This is a genomic window from Bacillus sp. FSL M8-0077, from assembly GCF_038050255.1.
Classification (GTDB): domain Bacteria; phylum Bacillota; class Bacilli; order Bacillales; family Bacillaceae; genus Bacillus; species Bacillus altitudinis.
This window is the reverse complement of record NZ_JBBPAF010000001.1, coordinates 1,061,445-1,078,146: the sequence shown is the minus strand read 5'-3', so window position 1 is coordinate 1,078,146 and position 16,702 is coordinate 1,061,445. Positions and strand designations below refer to the sequence as shown.

The window sequence follows — 16,702 nt, the reverse complement described above, 5'->3', positions numbered from 1 at the left end:
TCACGCACGTTTTTGTTTAGAACCTGTCTCATGTGGCTTCATCATAGCATGCCCTATCTGAAAAAGCTTGAGCGAAAAAAATGATTATGCTGTTCAAAAATCGGAGAAACTAACCATAAAAAAGTGAGTTGGAGGTTCATCATGAAGAAAATCCTTGCAGGAATTGTGATCTTTGGGCTTTTACTGATTACCTTCTTTTATGTGTTCAGCCGGACAAGTGACATCTTCGATGAAAATCGAGCAGAGAAATTATTGCTTTCACCGACGAACCAGTCCATTTCTTATGAAATAGATGATAAAGATACAACTGAAGATCTAATTGAACAATTAAACAAAGGGAAACAAACAAGCAGCCATCTCAAAAAGAATGTAAAAAAGCCAGATTACATCGCCAAGGTCATGTTCGGACGGACAAATGGCACTTCTTTTCAGCTATGGACCAACCGCTCTCAAGTTGTTTTTTTAGTAGACGGCACCTATTATGAATTAAATCAAAAACAGTCAAATTCCTTCCGAAAACAGGTACAAGAAGCGATTCAAAAAGGAGCCTCTTCATAGGAGGCTCCCCAGCGTGTCGACAAACCCTCGCATTCGGTGTCAGTCCTGCGTGCCGGTGCTCACGAATGTGAAATTCGCTCCGCGCCAGTACTCGTCCTTCCTAGGGCTGCAAAGGTTTTCTATCACACTGAAAAGAAGACAAAGGGCTAAAATAAACAACATTTTAGCCCTTTGTCAACAATCTGAGGAGCCTCTTCAATTAGGAGGCTCCCTTTTTTATTTACTTGTTTCTGCTTGGTACTTATCCTTTAGCGCTCTTCTTAAAATTTTACCAGTCGTGTTTTTTGGAATATCATCAATGAAATGGATCGTTTGGGGCTGCTTATATTTCGCCAAATAGCGTGAACAATGTGTGATGATGTCTTCTTGATTGATGTGAGCATGTTTCTTAGGGGAAATGTAACAGACAACAGCCTCTCCTGTGTTTGGATCTGGCACACCGATGACAACGGCTTCTGCTACAGCTTCATGTTGATAAAGCACTTCTTCTACTTCTCTTGGATAGACATTATACCCACCAACGAGAATCATATCCTTTTTTCGATCGACGATATAAATATATCCGTCTTCATCTCTTCTCGCCAAATCGCCTGTGTACAGCCAGCCGTCTTTCAGTGCTGCTTCTGTATCTTCTGGCATTTGATAATAGCCTTTCATAATGTTTGGCCCTTTTGCAATCAATTCTCCGACTTCGTTTGGTCCAACTTCCTCTCCAAGTTCATTCACGATCTTATTTTTCACATTCATAATATCAGTGCCGACCGAGCCTGGTTTTCTTTTTCCATCAAGGGGATTGAATGCCGTCACTGGGGAAGCCTCTGATAATCCATAACCCTCTAGCACCGTGACACCGAACTTTTCTTCAAAACCGTGAAGTAAAGCAACAGGCATGGACGCACCACCTGATATACAAATCCTCACCGACTTCATCGCTTCCTCATGACCGTCCTGGCGGTATAAATAGTTATACATGGTTGGAACACCAACAAATAGCGTTGGTTTTTCTTTCTCCATCATTCGTAAAAGCTCTGATGGGCTGAAATGCGGCAGGACATAGATGGTCGCTCCATGAATCAAAGGGGCATTCATACAAACGGTCAAACAAAATACATGGAACATCGGTAAAGCAGCAATCACCTTGTCCTTCTCATCAATTGACAGGTACTCAGCAATGTCTCTTGCATTTGAATAAAGGTTAACATGAGTGAGCATTGCACCTTTTGGTTTTCCTGTTGTGCCAGATGTAAATAAAATAACGGCCGTATCGTCAGGTTGTATGAAAGGATGCTCAGCTTCTGCCGCATCTCCAGACACAAGCTTTCCGAAGAAAACAAGACGATCAGATACTTCTTTTAAACTTGACCTGCACGCAGATTCATTTTGTGCACAAATAATGACTCGTTCAATAGCTGGAAGCTGTTCATACACCTGCTCGTATATCGGCAGAAGCTGATCCGGTGCAACAATCCCTTTTACATCACCAGTGACCAGCATATAGCCGATTTCACTTGGCGTATATGTTGGATTAACAGGTACAACAACAAGCCCTGCCTTTAATGCACCAAAAAATGAAATCACAAAATGCGGTGAATTTCCTAAAATCAGCGCGATATGATCTCCAGCTTGAAACCCTTCGCTCACTAAACCATCTGCAAAACGTTCGATACTTGTCATCAGTTCTCGATAGGTCCACTTGTTCCCTTCAAAGATCAGTGCGACGTTCTCTTCCTTGGTCATCGCAGTCTGCTCAAGATTTTTGATCAAATCCATTCTCCCACCCCTTATACTTCATCAATGAATGAATAGCCATTCATTTTATGACCAAACATTCCTCCTTTCTATTATAATAGACAATCGAAAAAATCCACAAGATCAAATGTAAACCGCTTTCATCCCTTTCATTAGAAAAAGCACCGCTATCTCTAGCCGTGCTCGTCTTTACTTAATAGATCAAATTCAGAAAATCTTCTTTTGATACGTTACCAAAATAATGGCGCATATCCATGTCTTCTAATACATCACTAATGGTTTTGCGATCATATTGCTGCCCGATGAGTCGTTTTTCAATATCGGCAATATCTCCTACGCCGAAGAAGTCACCAAAAATTTTGCAGTCTTGAATGATGCCTTTTTTCACTTCTAATCGAAGATCAATCGATCCAGCTGGAAAACGCTTAGAGTGCTGCAAGTTAAACTTAGGTGAACGGCCGTAGTTCCATTCCCATTTTTGGTATCGATCACAAGAAATCTCATGAATCTTCTCCCAATCCTTTTCTGTCAGCTGATACTCAGGCACGTCACCGTTCGTGTCAAAAATATAACTTAAAAGAATTTTTCTAAATTCTTCTGTTGTCATCTTTTGTTCCATCAGTTCACTAATATTCGCAACCCTGCTTCTAATGGATTTGATGCCTTTTGATTCAATTTTTTCTTTCTTCACATTTAATGCCGAGACAACATGTTCAATTTCTGAATCAAATAAAAGGGTGCCATGACTGAAGATACGTCCTCGTGTAGCAAACTGAGCATTCCCCGAAATTTTACGCCCATCTGCCATGATGTCATTTCTGCCGCTTAATTCCGCTTTGACGCCCAGCTTTTCAAGCGCCTTGATGACTGGCTCGGTGAATTTTTTAAAGTTGTGGAAGCTGTCCCCGTCGTCTTTAGTAATAAAACTGAAGTTCAAGTTTCCTTTGTCATGATAAACTGCACCACCGCCAGATAACCGGCGAACCACTTTGATGCCATTGTCCTCCACATATTTTGTGTTGATTTCTTCTATTGTATTTTGGTTCTTTCCAATAATAATGGACGGCTGGTTGATGTAAAACAGTAAATATGTTTCTTCTGGATCTAAATATTTTAAGCAATACTCTTCAATTGCTAAATTAATCATTGGGTCATAATGTTGCTCGTTATCGATAAACAGCATCTCTATCTTCCTTCCTTATTCCATCTAAGCCCTGAATGGGCAAGCTGTATATTGCCAGTATATAACGCCCGTGCTTCATTGACTAGGTCTTTATGCCGACCGAAATGAGGCAGATGGGTGATGATAAGCTCCCCAACATTTGCTTCACTGGCCAGCTTCCCTACTTCAGTGCTGTTCATATGTCCTGCAGCCAATCCGTCTTGTCCGGCGTAAAAGTTGCTTTCGGCAATAAGTAAATCTGCATCCTTGCTGAAAGGAATAAATGCATCTTGATAGCTGGAGTCAGCTGTATACACCACCACCACATCATTTGCCTGAATTCTCATCGCATAGCATTCTGCCGGATGAACCGTTCTCAAAAACTCAATCTGGAATGGTCCGATTTGAATGCCCTCTTCCGGCTGATAAGGTTTTGCCTTTGTATGTACATCATCAGAGAGCCGCTGAAATGCTGCTTGATCCCCGGTATGTCCGTAGATCGTCAGCGGACCACTGCTTTTTCCTAAATGATAACCCACTAGCTTCGCATATTGGAGAGGTCCGATATCTGCAATATGATCGTGATGATAATGAGAAAGGAGTACAGCATCTAGTTCTTCTATATCAATGTATTGCTGAAGCTTTGACAGAACTCCGCTCCCGCAGTCGACAAGCAGACGAAAACCATCTGATTCAAAAAGATAACCTGAGGTGGCTTCACCAGCTGCTGGAAATCCTCCGTAGCAGCCAATCACGGTTAATTTCATCGTCATATTTCCTCCTTTTCAAAAAATCCCCTTCTTACAATATACCCATTTTTCATAAAAAAAGCATTCTTCTTGCCTATTGTTACAAAACAGATTGACAATTATCAATCTGTTATAATACAATAATAGCAACAAAACGTATTGGAGGATGACAAATGCTAGGAAAAATCACTGAGTTTTTTAGAAATTTGCCTTCAAAAAAATGCACAAAATGTGGAAATGATTTAATGGAACAGCACGAGTGTTACGGTAATGAATGTGAGGAATGCTCACAAGTAAGTTATCTTAAATAAGGTAATAAATAGAATAAAAAAGCACTTTTTTCCTCCTTCGTCAGTTGGAGTCAAAAGTGCTTTTTATTTTTTCTGAAAAATAGGTAAAAAGGTAAAACCCTTGATATAAAAGGGTTTTTTAGTATTTTAATCTGATGACTTTTAGTGCTGAAGACACTTTTTATTGATTTGAATCGTTTCAGGAGGTTCAAAATGTTCATTTTTTCATACAATTTTGTATTTTCTTAATATAATTTAATCGTGGACGAACCTCTTTAATTTTAGTTATACTTTAATTCATATATTAAAACTTAATATAATGGGAATATTCCTTTAATGAATATGTTAGGGAGGAAATCTATGAAAAAATTAAAATTCGGATTAGCTACTCAAATCCTAATCGGTCTTATTCTCGGTGTCGTGGTTGGTGCGATCTTTTTCGGTAACCCTGGTGTTGAGACATATTTAAAACCAATTGGAGACTTCTTCTTACGCCTCATTAAGATGATTGTCATTCCGATTGTCGTATCTAGCTTAATTTTAGGTGTTGCAGGTGCGGGTGATGGTAAAAAAGTAGGGAAGCTTGGTTTTAGAACCATTCTTTATTTTGAAATTATCACAACGTTTGCGATCATCCTTGGTCTTGTGCTTGCGAACTTTGTTCAACCAGGTGCAGGCGTTGACTTTGGACATACAGAAAAACAAGATATTAGCCAGTATGTTGAAACGGAAAAAGAACAAAGCAGTAAATCAGTTGCTGATACGTTCCTTCATATCGTTCCAACGAACTTCTTCCAATCATTGGCTGAAGGTGATTTGCTTGCGATTATTTTCTTCACTGTATTATTCGCACTTGGCGTTTCAGCGATTGGTGAACGCGGCAAACCAGTGCTCGCCTTCTTTGAAGGTGTGTCACATGCGATGTTCCATGTCGTCAATGTTGTGATGAAAGCTGCACCATTTGGTGTGTTCGCCCTCATTGGTGTAACAGTATCAAAATTTGGTCTTGAATCTCTTGTTTCATTAGGTAAGCTCGTAGGTCTTGTTTATTTTGCGCTCGCCCTCTTCCTTATCGTTGTATTCGGAATTATTGGAAAGATGATTGGCGTCAATATTTTCAGATTTCTTGCTTACATGAAAGACGAAATGCTTCTCGCCTTTAGTACATCCAGCTCTGAAACTGTTTTACCGAGAGTCATGGATAAAATGGAGCGCATCGGGTGTCCAAAAGGAATTGTTTCTTTTGTTATCCCAATTGGTTATACGTTTAATCTGGACGGCTCCGTCTTGTATCAAGCCATTGCAGCGCTTTTCCTAGCGCAGGTATATGGCATTGACCTCACGATCGTACAGCAGCTCACACTGATCCTTGTACTGATGGTGACATCAAAAGGAATGGCTGCCGTTCCTGGTACATCCTTTGTTGTATTACTTGCAACACTTGGAACGATCGGTGTTCCTGCTGAAGGTCTAGCCTTTATTGCAGGTGTTGATCGTATCATGGATATGGCACGAACCGTTGTCAACTTAACTGGTAATGCACTTGCAGCTGTCGTGATGTCTAAATGGGAAGGGCAATATGACCCTGAAAAAGGACACCGTGTGATGACTGGACAAGATGTACCTGAGCCAACACAACTTTCGAGCTAATCAAAAAGAACCCCGATCATGGGGTTCTTTTTGATTGTTGACAAAGGGCTAAAATGAACTTGATTTTAGCCCTTTGTCTTCTTTTTAGCGTGATAGAAAACCTTTGAAGTCTAGGATGGCCGAGTACTGGAGCGGAGCGAATTTGACATTCGTGAGCACCAGCACGCAGGACTGACACCGAATGCGAGGGTTTGTCTACACGCTGAAAGAACCCCGATCATGGGGTTCTTTTTTTATGCTGTGATTAATTTGCTTTGAATATAATGGTACAGAAGATTGGCTGTATGGATCAATGAGTCTTCATGGGTTCTTTCAAAGGCATGCGAAGAGTCAATGCCAGGTCCAATCAGTCCATGAATGATATCATGCCCTGCTCGAATCGCTGCCGACGCATCTGATCCATAATAAGGGTAAATATCAAGGCGGTAATCGATCTCATTTGCCTCAGCTATTGCTGCTAAATGTTTGCGCAAACCATAGTGATAAGGGCCGCTAGAATCCTTCACACATATCGACACACTGTATTCATCGGTTGATTGACCATCACCGATGGCTCCCATATCAACAGCCAAATATTCCACCGTTTCTTCCGGGATATTCGAGTTCCCACCGTATCCGATTTCTTCATTATTTGAAATTAAGAAATGTGTCGTATGCGGCAATGTGATGTGCTCTGTTTGAATGCGGTGAATCAATCTCAGCAACAGTGCCACACTTGCCTTATCATCAAGGTGTCTTGATTTAATAAAACCTGAAGACGTCACTTCCACTCTAGGATCAAATGAGATAAAGTCTCCTACTTGAATGCCGAGTGCTTGCACATCGTCCGCATTTTTCACCTTCTCATCTAAGCGAATCTCCATATTTTCTTGATTTCGCTTCGCTTTTCCAGCATCCTCATATACGTGAACGGACGTTTGATGCATCAGAATGGTACCTGTGTATGTACGGCCTGTTACTGTTTCAATTTGACAATACTCGCCTTCTATCGAGTTATATTGAAAGCCTCCAATAAGTGCAAGACGCAGCCGGCCATTTGATTTAATTTCTTTGACCATCGCACCAAGCGTATCGACATGTGCTGTCAACATGCGGTGTTCCTTGTCATCTGTTCCTTTTAGGGTGGCAATTAATCCACCTTTTCGATTTCGCTTCGTTTCAATATTTAAATCTTGTAAAAAACGTTCGACAAAACCAATCACTTTCTCAGTATTACCTGATGGACTTGGGATCGACACAAGTTTTTGAATAAGCTGAAGCGTTTCATTTACTTCCGTTGTCATTCGGCATATCCTCCTTCATCTAAAAGAAATTCTTTCCAAGCATGCCTTTTTTCAGCATCCTTCTTAAAATATATCGCTTCGGGTTCCTGATGTCTAATTTCTAATAGAAAAAACCTTTCTCATGAAAGAGAAAGGTTTCAGCGTGTAGACAAACCCTCGCATTCGATGTCATTCCTGCGTGCTGGTGCTCACGAATGTCAAATTCGCTCCGCTCCAGTACTCGTCCTTCCTAGACTTCAAAAGTTTTCTATCACGCTGAAAAGAAGACAAAGGGCTAAAATCAAGTTATTTTAGCCCTTTGTCAACAATCTGAAATGAAAAACCTTTCTCATGAAAGAGAAAGGTTTTTCGATTAAGCTTCTTCTTGTTTCATTTTTCTTATGTTCCAAGCAAAGTATGCTGTTGTTGCAGCCATCATGATGATGGCTACTGTTCCAAGAACCGCTGCTTGGTGCCATAAATAACTGTTATCACCGCTTGCAATGATCGTTCTAAATCCGTTGATGGTATACGTCATTGGAAGCAGACTGTGAATGACTTGGAAGAATTTTGGTACAAGCTCAAGCGGGAATGTACCCGCACTTGCTGCAAGCTGAAGAACCAAGATAATGACGGCAATGAAGCGACCTGGGTTCCCCATCGTCGTCGCAAGAAGCTGAATGATCGCTAGGAATGTCAGACTGACGATGATCGCAAAGAGATAGAAGCGCCAGAGGCTTTCCACCTCAAGTCCAAGTCCAAAGATGAGCATAGAGCTTGCAATCACTGCCTGCAAGATACCGACTAAGAGAAGCACACTATATTTGCTGACAAACCATTCAAACGCATTTCTAGGGCGTCCAGCAGGATCTTTCATTGGGAATACAACAGTCAGCATAAGAGCTCCAACAAAGAGTCCCATTGATAAAATATATGGTGTGAGCCCTGTTCCATAGTTATCAATTTTTTTCGCTGTATCATTCTCTGTTTTGACTGGGCTTGCAATCATATTGTAATTGTCCTGCCCCGCATCAATGTCTCCTGTTTCATCTGCAGCGCTTTTTAGCTTATCAGAAAGCTTTCCAGTCCCACTTTTTAAGTCACCTAATCCTTTATCAAGGGATTTTGACCCTTCAGCCAGTTTAGATGAGTTGCTTTGGATACTCGCTGATCCACTTTCTAGTTTATTCAATGCTGCACTAAGCTGGCTTGAACCATTTGCCAGTTTATCCGCACCACTTTTCGCTGTATCAAGCTTTCCATTTGCTGTTTGCAGGCCATCTTGTAATTTTCCTTGGCCCGTTTGAAGCTTCAGTGCACCTTGATACAATTTATTCGTACCGGATGTCATTTGATCAATCGCATTTTGTATGGCGACTGTCGATGTATACAGCTGTTCTGTTTTCTCTGGCAGCTGCTTGACTTGCTGTAGCTGTGCTTTTGCAGATGCAACCGCAGACTGAACTTCACTTGCGTCAGGCAGTTCCTGCAGCGCCGCTACGCTTTGCTCAAGACCAGACAAATCAGGCAGTTCGATTGTAGGAAGACTGTCTAGCTGATCCATTGCCGCCTTTTTCTCTTCATCTGTCATCGAGCTGTTTTGAATAATACTTTTTACTTTTGCATCTCGATTAGATAACGCTTCTTTTAAAGAAGCAAGTTTGGTACTGAGCGTTTTTGCATCTTTTTTCACCTGATCAATCTTAGGCGCCATCTTTTCTAGATTCGCTAATTCAGGTGAAGACAATACTTTCTCAACAGCAGTGATTTTTTCTGAAAATGACTGTGCTTTATTGTTCAGCTGCTCAATGCCTGCTGTGAATTGCGGCATTTTAGAAGAAAGCTGCTCATGTCCTTCACGGCTTGTGTTTAACCCTTCGGTCAATGTATCAATTCCTGTGCCAAGCTCACCAAATTTCTGATCAATCGTTTGATAGCCTGTTAAGAGCTGACCTAGACCGCTATCAAGAGATTGAATGCCAGTGTTCAGTTCACCCATTTTTCCTGCGAACTGATGGACACCTTCGCTATACGTTAACGTTCCTTCTGCCAATTTCGCCAGATTGTCTTTTAACTTTTGGCTACCGTCTTTTGCGCTTTTTGTTCCGTCATCAATTTTCTTCGCTCCATCGCTTGCTTGATCTAATCCTTTTGCAATCGTTTTGAAGTTATCAAAGATGACCTCTGCATAATTTTCTGTGACTTCCTTTGAAACCGAATCTTTTAATTTGATAATGGCGTTATTCGCAATTTGAGACGCAGCATAGTTTGCGCCTGGATTCGTATAATATTTCAGATTCGATTTTTTCGGATGTTTGTCTAGTACTGTACTCGCATTTTTTGAGAAATCTTTCGGAATCTCGACGACGAGATAATAGTCCTCGTTATTTAACCCCTTGATGGCCTTTTCTTTACTATCAACAAAATGCCATTTAAAACTATCGTTCTTCTTCAATTCCTTCACTAAATCATCGCCCACTTGAAGGGTTTTGCCGTCATAATGACTACCTTCATCCAAGTTGACAACCGCTACAGGTAATTGATCAACTGTACCATATGGATCCCAATAAGCTTTTAAAAATACACCACTATAAATCAGCGGAATAAATAAGACAGCTAAAATCGGGATCAGTAGTTTTTTGCTCGTCACAATGTCTTTCCATTGATTCCGAATTAAATTCATTGCTGTTTTCCTCCCATTGATGAATGACTAAATTAAGAATCCGGTCATTTGAACTCAAAAAAAATTATGTTGTTGCAGACAGTCCTTTTAGTACATAAAGCTCAAGCGATTCAGCGACCTCTTCTTTTGTTAAAGGCTCATATCGCTTTTCCCAGTCAAAAATAAGTGCAATATATAGTTTCACCATCACAAATGCCGTCAATTCAGGATCACAGGGCTTAATGTCGCCTTTTTCAACCGCTTCTTTTACTTTTGTTTTAATATAGCGAATGATCATCTGCTCCATTTTTTCAATCATTTCTTTCACTGCTGTCGTGCCAAGCTCCGCATTTTCCTGAAAGATTTTAATTGTAAGCTGGTGGTTTTTTCGAAATTCTAATATTGCAAAGAGTGCTAAGTGAAGATTTTCAGAGAAACTATTCTTCTCATCTATTGCTTCATCTGCAATTTTCCTCATCTCCATTAACAGTGAAGTGAAAATCTCATCGAACAGCTCTTCTTTGTTTTTGAAAAAGGTATAAATCGTTCCTTTTCCGACGTTGGCAAGCTTTGCTACAAGGTCCATTGTCGTGGCTTTATACCCGAATTGGGTAAATGCCTTTGTAGCTCCATCTAAAATCATTTGTCTCCTATCAACACTCATGATCTCACTCCCAAAATGACTATTTGAACGTTTCGGTCATTAAGTACAGAAAGTAATATACCACATCCTTTTCCTCAGATGCAACAACTTTGTTCAATTTTATTATTCACCACTCTTTTCTAAACATACGAACATGAAAAACTCCCTTTCCATGACAGAAAAGGGAGTTTGTTTTTTTATGAAAATAGATAAGATACAGCTTCTGAGATGGCAGCTTTTCCTTGATCAATACAATCAGGAATCCCAACACCTTCAAATGCAGCACCCGTGATATAAATACCAGGATATGATTGCTTAAACGTTTCTCTCATCGTCGAAATCTGTTTTTGATGACCCACATGATATTGCGGCATGCTTGTTTTCCAGCGAGTCACTGTCGTCAGCTCTGGATCTGCTTTAATATCCATGATCTTCTTCAAATCCTCCAGCACGATGCTAACGATTTGATGATCAGACTGTTCAACAATTGATTCATCACCAGCTTTCCCAACATATGCACGAAGCAATGTTTTTCCTTTAGGTGCAGTGTGAGGCCATTTCTTATTTGTCCACGTACACGCTGTAATGGAGAAATCACTATTTCTTGAGATGACAAAACCAGTACCATCATATTCATTGTGAACATCCTCTTCTTTAAAACCGAGTGCAACTGTTGCAACAGAAGTCGATGTCATATCATGCAAGTACTCAAGCCCTGCTTCTTTTGGAAACATGGAATAGATCGATTGGTGAGGAGTTGTCACAATAGCAGAATCCGCAAAAAGCGTTTGTCCGCTGTCTAATTGAACGCCATAGCCTCCATCGGCTTTTTCGATCTGGGTCACTTTTGTTCCTTTGTAAACCTTCGTCAGCTTGAGTTTACTTTCGACCGCTTCAACAAGTGCTTGCAGCCCTTGATTGATTGTCTGGAACTGTCCTTGCTTTTTCGCTGTCACTTGTTGCGCTTTTGCATGCTGCTGTGATTTTTTCATCCCAAGAATCAAACTGCGATGCTTCTGTTCTGTTTGATAGAACTGCGGGAAGGTAGACATTAAGCTCAGGCGATCAATGTCACCAGCATAAATGCCTGATAGTAGCGGTTCAATTAAATTCTCCACCACTTCATCACCCACACGTCTTCTAAAAAATTCCCCCAGAGACTGATCTTCTGTCTGTTTGCTTTTTGGCAAAACGAAATCCATCGCTGCACGTGCTTTTCCGGCAACTGAAAAAAGCCCAGTTGTAATGAAAGGACTGATTTGAGTTGGAATGCCCATGACAGCGCCCTTTGGCATCGGATGAAGGGTTTCATTGACTAATACATACGCTTGCCCTGTTTCATTATTGACGAGCTGATCAGATAGGCCAACATCTTTTGCCAGCTGGGGTCCACTGACCTTTCTTTCTAAAAATGAATCGGGTCCGCGTTCAATGATATAACCGTCTTTATATAATGTTTGAATTTTTCCACCTAGCCTAGGACTCGCTTCAATAAGAGATATTTGGATAGGAAGGCCTTTTTCTTCAATTTCCTTTTCCAAATAGAAGGCGGCGGCCAAACCTGTGATGCCACCGCCAATGATGACAAGGTGTTTTTGATTGTCATGCATAGGATCGCCTTCTTTTATATGATTACTTGCTTTCATTAAGCTTCTTTAATACGACTGCTGCCAGTGCATCAATAAATGCTGGTTTCGCATTTGGCATTTCTGGACGATAGTAGGCTGCGCCAATTTCATCCGTGACGACTTTACATTCATAATCATTGTCGTATAACACTTCAAGGTGATCAGCGACAAACCCAACAGGCACGTATACAAATGTTTTATAGCCTTTTTGCTCAAATAGGTCACGTGTGAGATCCTGTACGTCTGGTCCAAGCCACGGATCAGGCGTATTGCCTTCACTTTGCCAGCCAATTTCATAATGCTCAATTCCTGCACCTTCAGCAATCATTTTTGCAGATTGTGCAAGCTGATCAGGGTATGGGTCCCCTGCTGCAATAATTTTTTCAGGAAGACTGTGTGCAGACACAATCAGCACTGCTGAATCTCTTTCTTTCTGACTCATGGATGCATACGTCTCTTTCACTTGTTTCACCCAATAGTCCACAAACTTCGGTTCATCGTACCAGCTTTCAACAGAAGTAATGTTCAGATGGCCAAGCTTTTCTGCTTCATCTTGTGCACGTTTGTTATACGATTTCACACTAAATGTGGAGAAGTGCGGTGCTAGTACAATACTCACCGCTTCTGTGATGCCATCTCGGTGCATGTCAGCGACCGCATCCTCAATGAAAGGCTCGATGTGTTTTAACCCAATGTATACATGAAATTCAATCTCGTCTTGGATCTCATTCAAATGTTCACACAAACCATTTGCCTGCTGTTCTGTAATTTTTGATAAAGGAGAAATGCCGCCAATTGCCTTGTAGCGGTCCTTTAAATCTTGCAGCATCTCCGGCTCTGGCTTTCTGCCTCTGCGGATATGTGTATAGTAACGTTCAATGTCTTCTTCTTTATATGGGGTGCCATATGCCATGACAAGTAGCCCCATTTTCTTTTTCTCCACAACCAACACTCCTTCTGATCATTTGAAATCATTTAGATGGATGTCTTTTTATGTTTAGCTGAATAATCGTGAATAAAATCAGTCAGCTTCTTTAACGTGTCTGGTGAGACATCAGGAAATACCCCGTGACCTAAGTTAAAGATGAATTGATCTGATTTCATCCCTTGATCTAAAATCGCTGTTGCTCTTTCTTCAATCACTTCCCAAGGAGAAAGTAAAATCGTTGGATCAAGGTTTCCTTGTAACGTTTTTGTTAAGCCTTCTTTTCGCGCTTCGTCTATACTCATACGCCAATCCAGTCCAACGACATCAAGCGGCAGGTCATGCCAATCTTTCGCCAGATGGCTCGCACCGACACCGTACATAATCATTGGTACGTTTTCAGACTTCAGCTCTGTGAAAATACGCTGCATGACAGGCTTAATAAAGGTCCGGTAATCTGCTGCATTTAAAGCACCAACCCAAGAGTCGAAGATTTGAAATGCACGGACGCCTGCTTTTACTTGTGACCGTATGTACGTGATCGTCATATCAGCTAATTTGTTCATCAAAAGCATCCATGTCTCTGGATCACTGTACATGAGCGCCTTTGTTTTATGATAATTTTTAGATGGACCGCCTTCGATCATATAGCTTGCCATCGTAAAAGGTGCACCTGCAAAACCAATCAGCGGAACATTCAGCTGCTCCTCTGTTAACAGCTTGATCGTATCAAGCACATATGGCAGGTCTTCTTCAGGATGAAGCTCTCCAAGACGCTGGATATCTGCCTTTGTCCGAATAGGCGAGTCAATCACAGGTCCAATTCCATTTTTAATTTCAACGTCCACTCCAATAGCTGGAAGCGGAGTCATAATATCTTTATATAAAATAGCGGCATCTACACCATATTGTTCTACAGGAAGTCTTGTTACATAAGCACATAGCTCTGGCTGATGCGTAATTTCAAATAGCCCGTATTTTTCTTTAAGGGCACGATATTCAGGCTGCGAGCGTCCTGCCTGTCTCATATACCAAACCGGTACATGGTCTGTTTTTTCCCCTTTGCACGCCTTTAAGAACGTGTCATTAAAAGCCTTCGTTTTTCCCATTACCTTTCATTCCACCTTTCGCCTCACACTCTCTTTGTATAAGGCTCAAACACTGCTTTTACTATACCGCTTTTTCAAGGCTCGGTATACTAAAGCGGCTCAATGTTCAAAAAATCGCCGAATATTAACGTCCAAAAGCCTCTGGCTTGATATAAGCACTACCTTCGCCTTCTTCTTGTGTTTGAGTATTGTATGGAACAACCTTATACTGCGCATCTGAAAACACATTCGCATACGGCATTGTGTAGCTGTTTGTTCCTGTTACTGAGTCGATCAGGGTCTCGCTTCCATTTCTCTTTTCATAAATACGATATTCAACGCGTTTGTCTTCCTGTTCATCCCATGAGAGCTCCAATGTAAAGAGCCCTTTGATTTTAAATGCATACCGTGCTTCAAAGCCTGACAGTCCTTCTAAATGGATTGGCGATTGAAGTTCTTTAATCCCCTCTGGCTTTTGGAATGTTTCATTGGTTATTTGGGCTGTCGTTAAAATATCTTTCATTAGCTGCACTGAATACTGACTGCCGCCAGTTAAATAATGACTGTTATCCGTTTTGTCATACCCCATCCAGATTGCCCCTGTTGTACTAGGCGTGTAGCCAGCAAACCAAGCATCTTTCGTTGCCCCTTTGACACCGGAATATGTAGTTGTGCCTGTTTTACCAGCCAAATCTCCAGCGTATGATCCACTCTGAGCGGTCCCGCCTTTGACGACCTGTTGAAGCATTCTTGTCATATTCCAAGCATTTTGTACGCTAAACACTCGTTCTTCTTTGTTTCGATTTTTTTCAACGGTTTCTCCATCATCATTCGTGATTTTCTGAATGAAGAACGGCTTTTTATAGACGCCTTCATTTGCAAATGTATGAAATGCTCCAGCTATCTGCAATGGAGAAACCCCTTTTTCTAGCCCACCAAGCGCTATGGCAAGTCCTTTATCCGAAATATCCATCCCCATTTTCTCAAGATAGGATTTAGACGTATCGATGCCAAGCTGACTTAACGTCCATACAGCAGCTGTATTTTTGCTTTTCATTAAGGCATCTACCATCGTGACCTTGCCCTCGTACTGTCCATCGTAGTTCTTTGGAGAATAGCCATCATAGCTTTTTTCCTTGTCTTCAAGCAGTGAATACGGTCTGAATTTTTTCTCCTGCATCGCTGGACCATATACCGCGATCGGCTTAAAGACAGAACCAGGCTGTCTAACAGCTGTGACTCTGTTATAGCCTCTTGCCTGATATTCTCGTCCGCCTATTGCTGCTTTTACACCACCAGATGCGTTGTCAATAAACACAGCGCTGCCTTCAGGTGATCCGCTTTTTCCCGGGAAATAACGATTGTTTTTCATCGCTTCATAGGCAACTTTTTGCAAATTCATATCGATTGGTACCGTAATGGTATAGCCGCCTTGAAGCAATTGTTCATGCGAAATCGAATACTGTGATTCTGCTTCTTTAATCATGAGATCTACATAACTGTCCACCCAAGGGGTTTCTGATTTCTTTTTTAAGTGAATGCCAAGTGTTCTTCCTTTTGCTTCAACTGTTTCTGTAGAAGACAAATATCCTTGTTCATTCATTAAATTCAGGATGGTATCCCGTCTTTGTTTATTTTTATCTGGGTGTAGAACAGGGGAATACGTTGAAGGTGCCTTTGGCATGGCAGCAAGTGTAGCTCCTTCACTGACAGTGAGATCTTTTACATCTTTACTAAAATAGTAATTGGCCGCTGCTTGGATTCCATAGACGCCATGACCAAAGTAAAGCTGATTCAAATACATTTCAAGCAGCTTGTCCTTTGAATAATCTCTTTCTAAATTAATTGCAATAATGACTTCTTTTGTTTTTCGGAGAAACGTTTTATCATTTGTGAGAAAAATATTTTTGGCGAGCTGCTGGGTGATGGTACTGCCGCCTTCTACCTTTCCACCTGCTAATATATCTCGATAAACCGCCCTTGAAATAGATTGTGCATCAATTCCATGGTGCTCATAAAAGCGCTTGTCCTCTACAGCAACAAAAGCTTTCGCGACTTTATCCGGGACTTCTTTTAATGACACGGGATCCCGATTTTCTGAATACATGCTTGTGAGTTCTTTTCCATTCTGATCAATGATTTTCGAGGAAGCATGAAAAACGAGCTTCTTCTCATCTATGACATAATGTCCTAAAAATAAAATGGTCAGATAGCCAATAAATGAAAGCACGATTGTACTTCCTGCAATGACTAATGGAATGATTATCTTCTTTTTCTTCAAATTAGGTCACCTCATTCCTTTATACGGATAGTATGGGATGTATTGCTTCATAATA

At 41.0% G+C, this 16,702-nt stretch carries 13 protein-coding genes; 3 read left to right on the top strand and 10 right to left on the bottom strand.

Going from position 1 to position 16,702, the window contains the following annotated elements; all coding sequences use genetic code 11:
* Positions 1-141: 141 nt before the first annotated feature.
* Positions 142-558, top strand: coding sequence for a hypothetical protein (locus NST57_RS05405; protein ID WP_007497192.1), 417 nt, complete (start codon positions 142-144; stop codon positions 556-558).
* Positions 559-774: 216 nt separating this feature from the next.
* Here NST57_RS05405 and NST57_RS05400 read toward each other — a convergent pair whose 3' ends face one another.
* The 3 genes from NST57_RS05400 to NST57_RS05390 form a co-directional block, all read right to left on the bottom strand.
* Positions 775-2,328: a fatty acid--CoA ligase family protein gene (locus NST57_RS05400; protein ID WP_341298200.1), complete on the bottom strand. Its 1,554-nt coding sequence runs from the start codon at positions 2,326-2,328 to the stop codon at positions 775-777.
* 172 nt (positions 2,329-2,500) lie between these two features.
* The gene (locus NST57_RS05395) at positions 2,501-3,490 is read right to left on the bottom strand and encodes a lipoate--protein ligase (protein ID WP_142154692.1); all 990 of its coding nucleotides are present in this window, start codon (positions 3,488-3,490) and stop codon (positions 2,501-2,503) included.
* 2 nt (positions 3,491-3,492) lie between these two features.
* Complete coding sequence (locus NST57_RS05390; RefSeq protein ID WP_341298199.1) at positions 3,493-4,236, bottom strand: MBL fold metallo-hydrolase; 744 nt, start codon at positions 4,234-4,236, stop codon at positions 3,493-3,495.
* Between the two features lie 155 nt (positions 4,237-4,391).
* On the opposite strand from NST57_RS05390, the gene yhfH reads away from it, so the two are divergent.
* Positions 4,392-4,529, top strand: a complete 138-nt coding sequence (yhfH, locus tag NST57_RS05385; protein WP_008359029.1) for a protein YhfH — start codon at positions 4,392-4,394, stop codon at positions 4,527-4,529.
* 339 nt (positions 4,530-4,868) lie between these two features.
* Positions 4,869-6,158 (top strand): cation:dicarboxylate symporter family transporter, encoded by a 1,290-nt coding sequence (locus NST57_RS05380; RefSeq protein ID WP_008348850.1) that lies wholly within the window; start codon positions 4,869-4,871, stop codon positions 6,156-6,158.
* Between the two features lie 233 nt (positions 6,159-6,391).
* Here NST57_RS05380 and NST57_RS05375 read toward each other — a convergent pair whose 3' ends face one another.
* The 7 genes from NST57_RS05375 to NST57_RS05345 all read right to left on the bottom strand — a co-directional run bounded on the left by NST57_RS05375 (position 6,392) and on the right by NST57_RS05345 (position 16,647).
* The gene (locus NST57_RS05375) at positions 6,392-7,441 is read right to left on the bottom strand and encodes a M42 family metallopeptidase (protein ID WP_341298198.1); all 1,050 of its coding nucleotides are present in this window, start codon (positions 7,439-7,441) and stop codon (positions 6,392-6,394) included.
* A 352-nt stretch (positions 7,442-7,793) separates the two neighbouring features.
* Positions 7,794-10,103 (bottom strand): YhgE/Pip domain-containing protein, encoded by a 2,310-nt coding sequence (locus NST57_RS05370; RefSeq protein WP_341298197.1) that lies wholly within the window; start codon positions 10,101-10,103, stop codon positions 7,794-7,796.
* 64 nt (positions 10,104-10,167) lie between these two features.
* Positions 10,168-10,746 (bottom strand): TetR family transcriptional regulator, encoded by a 579-nt coding sequence (locus NST57_RS05365; protein WP_200831208.1) that lies wholly within the window; start codon positions 10,744-10,746, stop codon positions 10,168-10,170.
* Between the two features lie 176 nt (positions 10,747-10,922).
* Positions 10,923-12,335, bottom strand: coding sequence for a protoporphyrinogen oxidase (hemY, locus tag NST57_RS05360; RefSeq protein WP_341298196.1), 1,413 nt, complete (start codon positions 12,333-12,335; stop codon positions 10,923-10,925).
* 22 nt (positions 12,336-12,357) lie between these two features.
* Positions 12,358-13,296 (bottom strand): ferrochelatase, encoded by a 939-nt coding sequence (gene hemH, locus NST57_RS05355; protein ID WP_268439710.1) that lies wholly within the window; start codon positions 13,294-13,296, stop codon positions 12,358-12,360.
* Positions 13,297-13,328: 32 nt separating this feature from the next.
* Positions 13,329-14,387: a uroporphyrinogen decarboxylase gene (hemE, locus tag NST57_RS05350; protein ID WP_341298195.1), complete on the bottom strand. Its 1,059-nt coding sequence runs from the start codon at positions 14,385-14,387 to the stop codon at positions 13,329-13,331.
* Between the two features lie 124 nt (positions 14,388-14,511).
* A complete protein-coding gene (locus NST57_RS05345; protein ID WP_341298194.1) occupies positions 14,512-16,647 on the bottom strand; it encodes a transglycosylase domain-containing protein in 2,136 nt (711 codons plus the stop codon).
* Positions 16,648-16,702 lie beyond the last annotated feature (55 nt).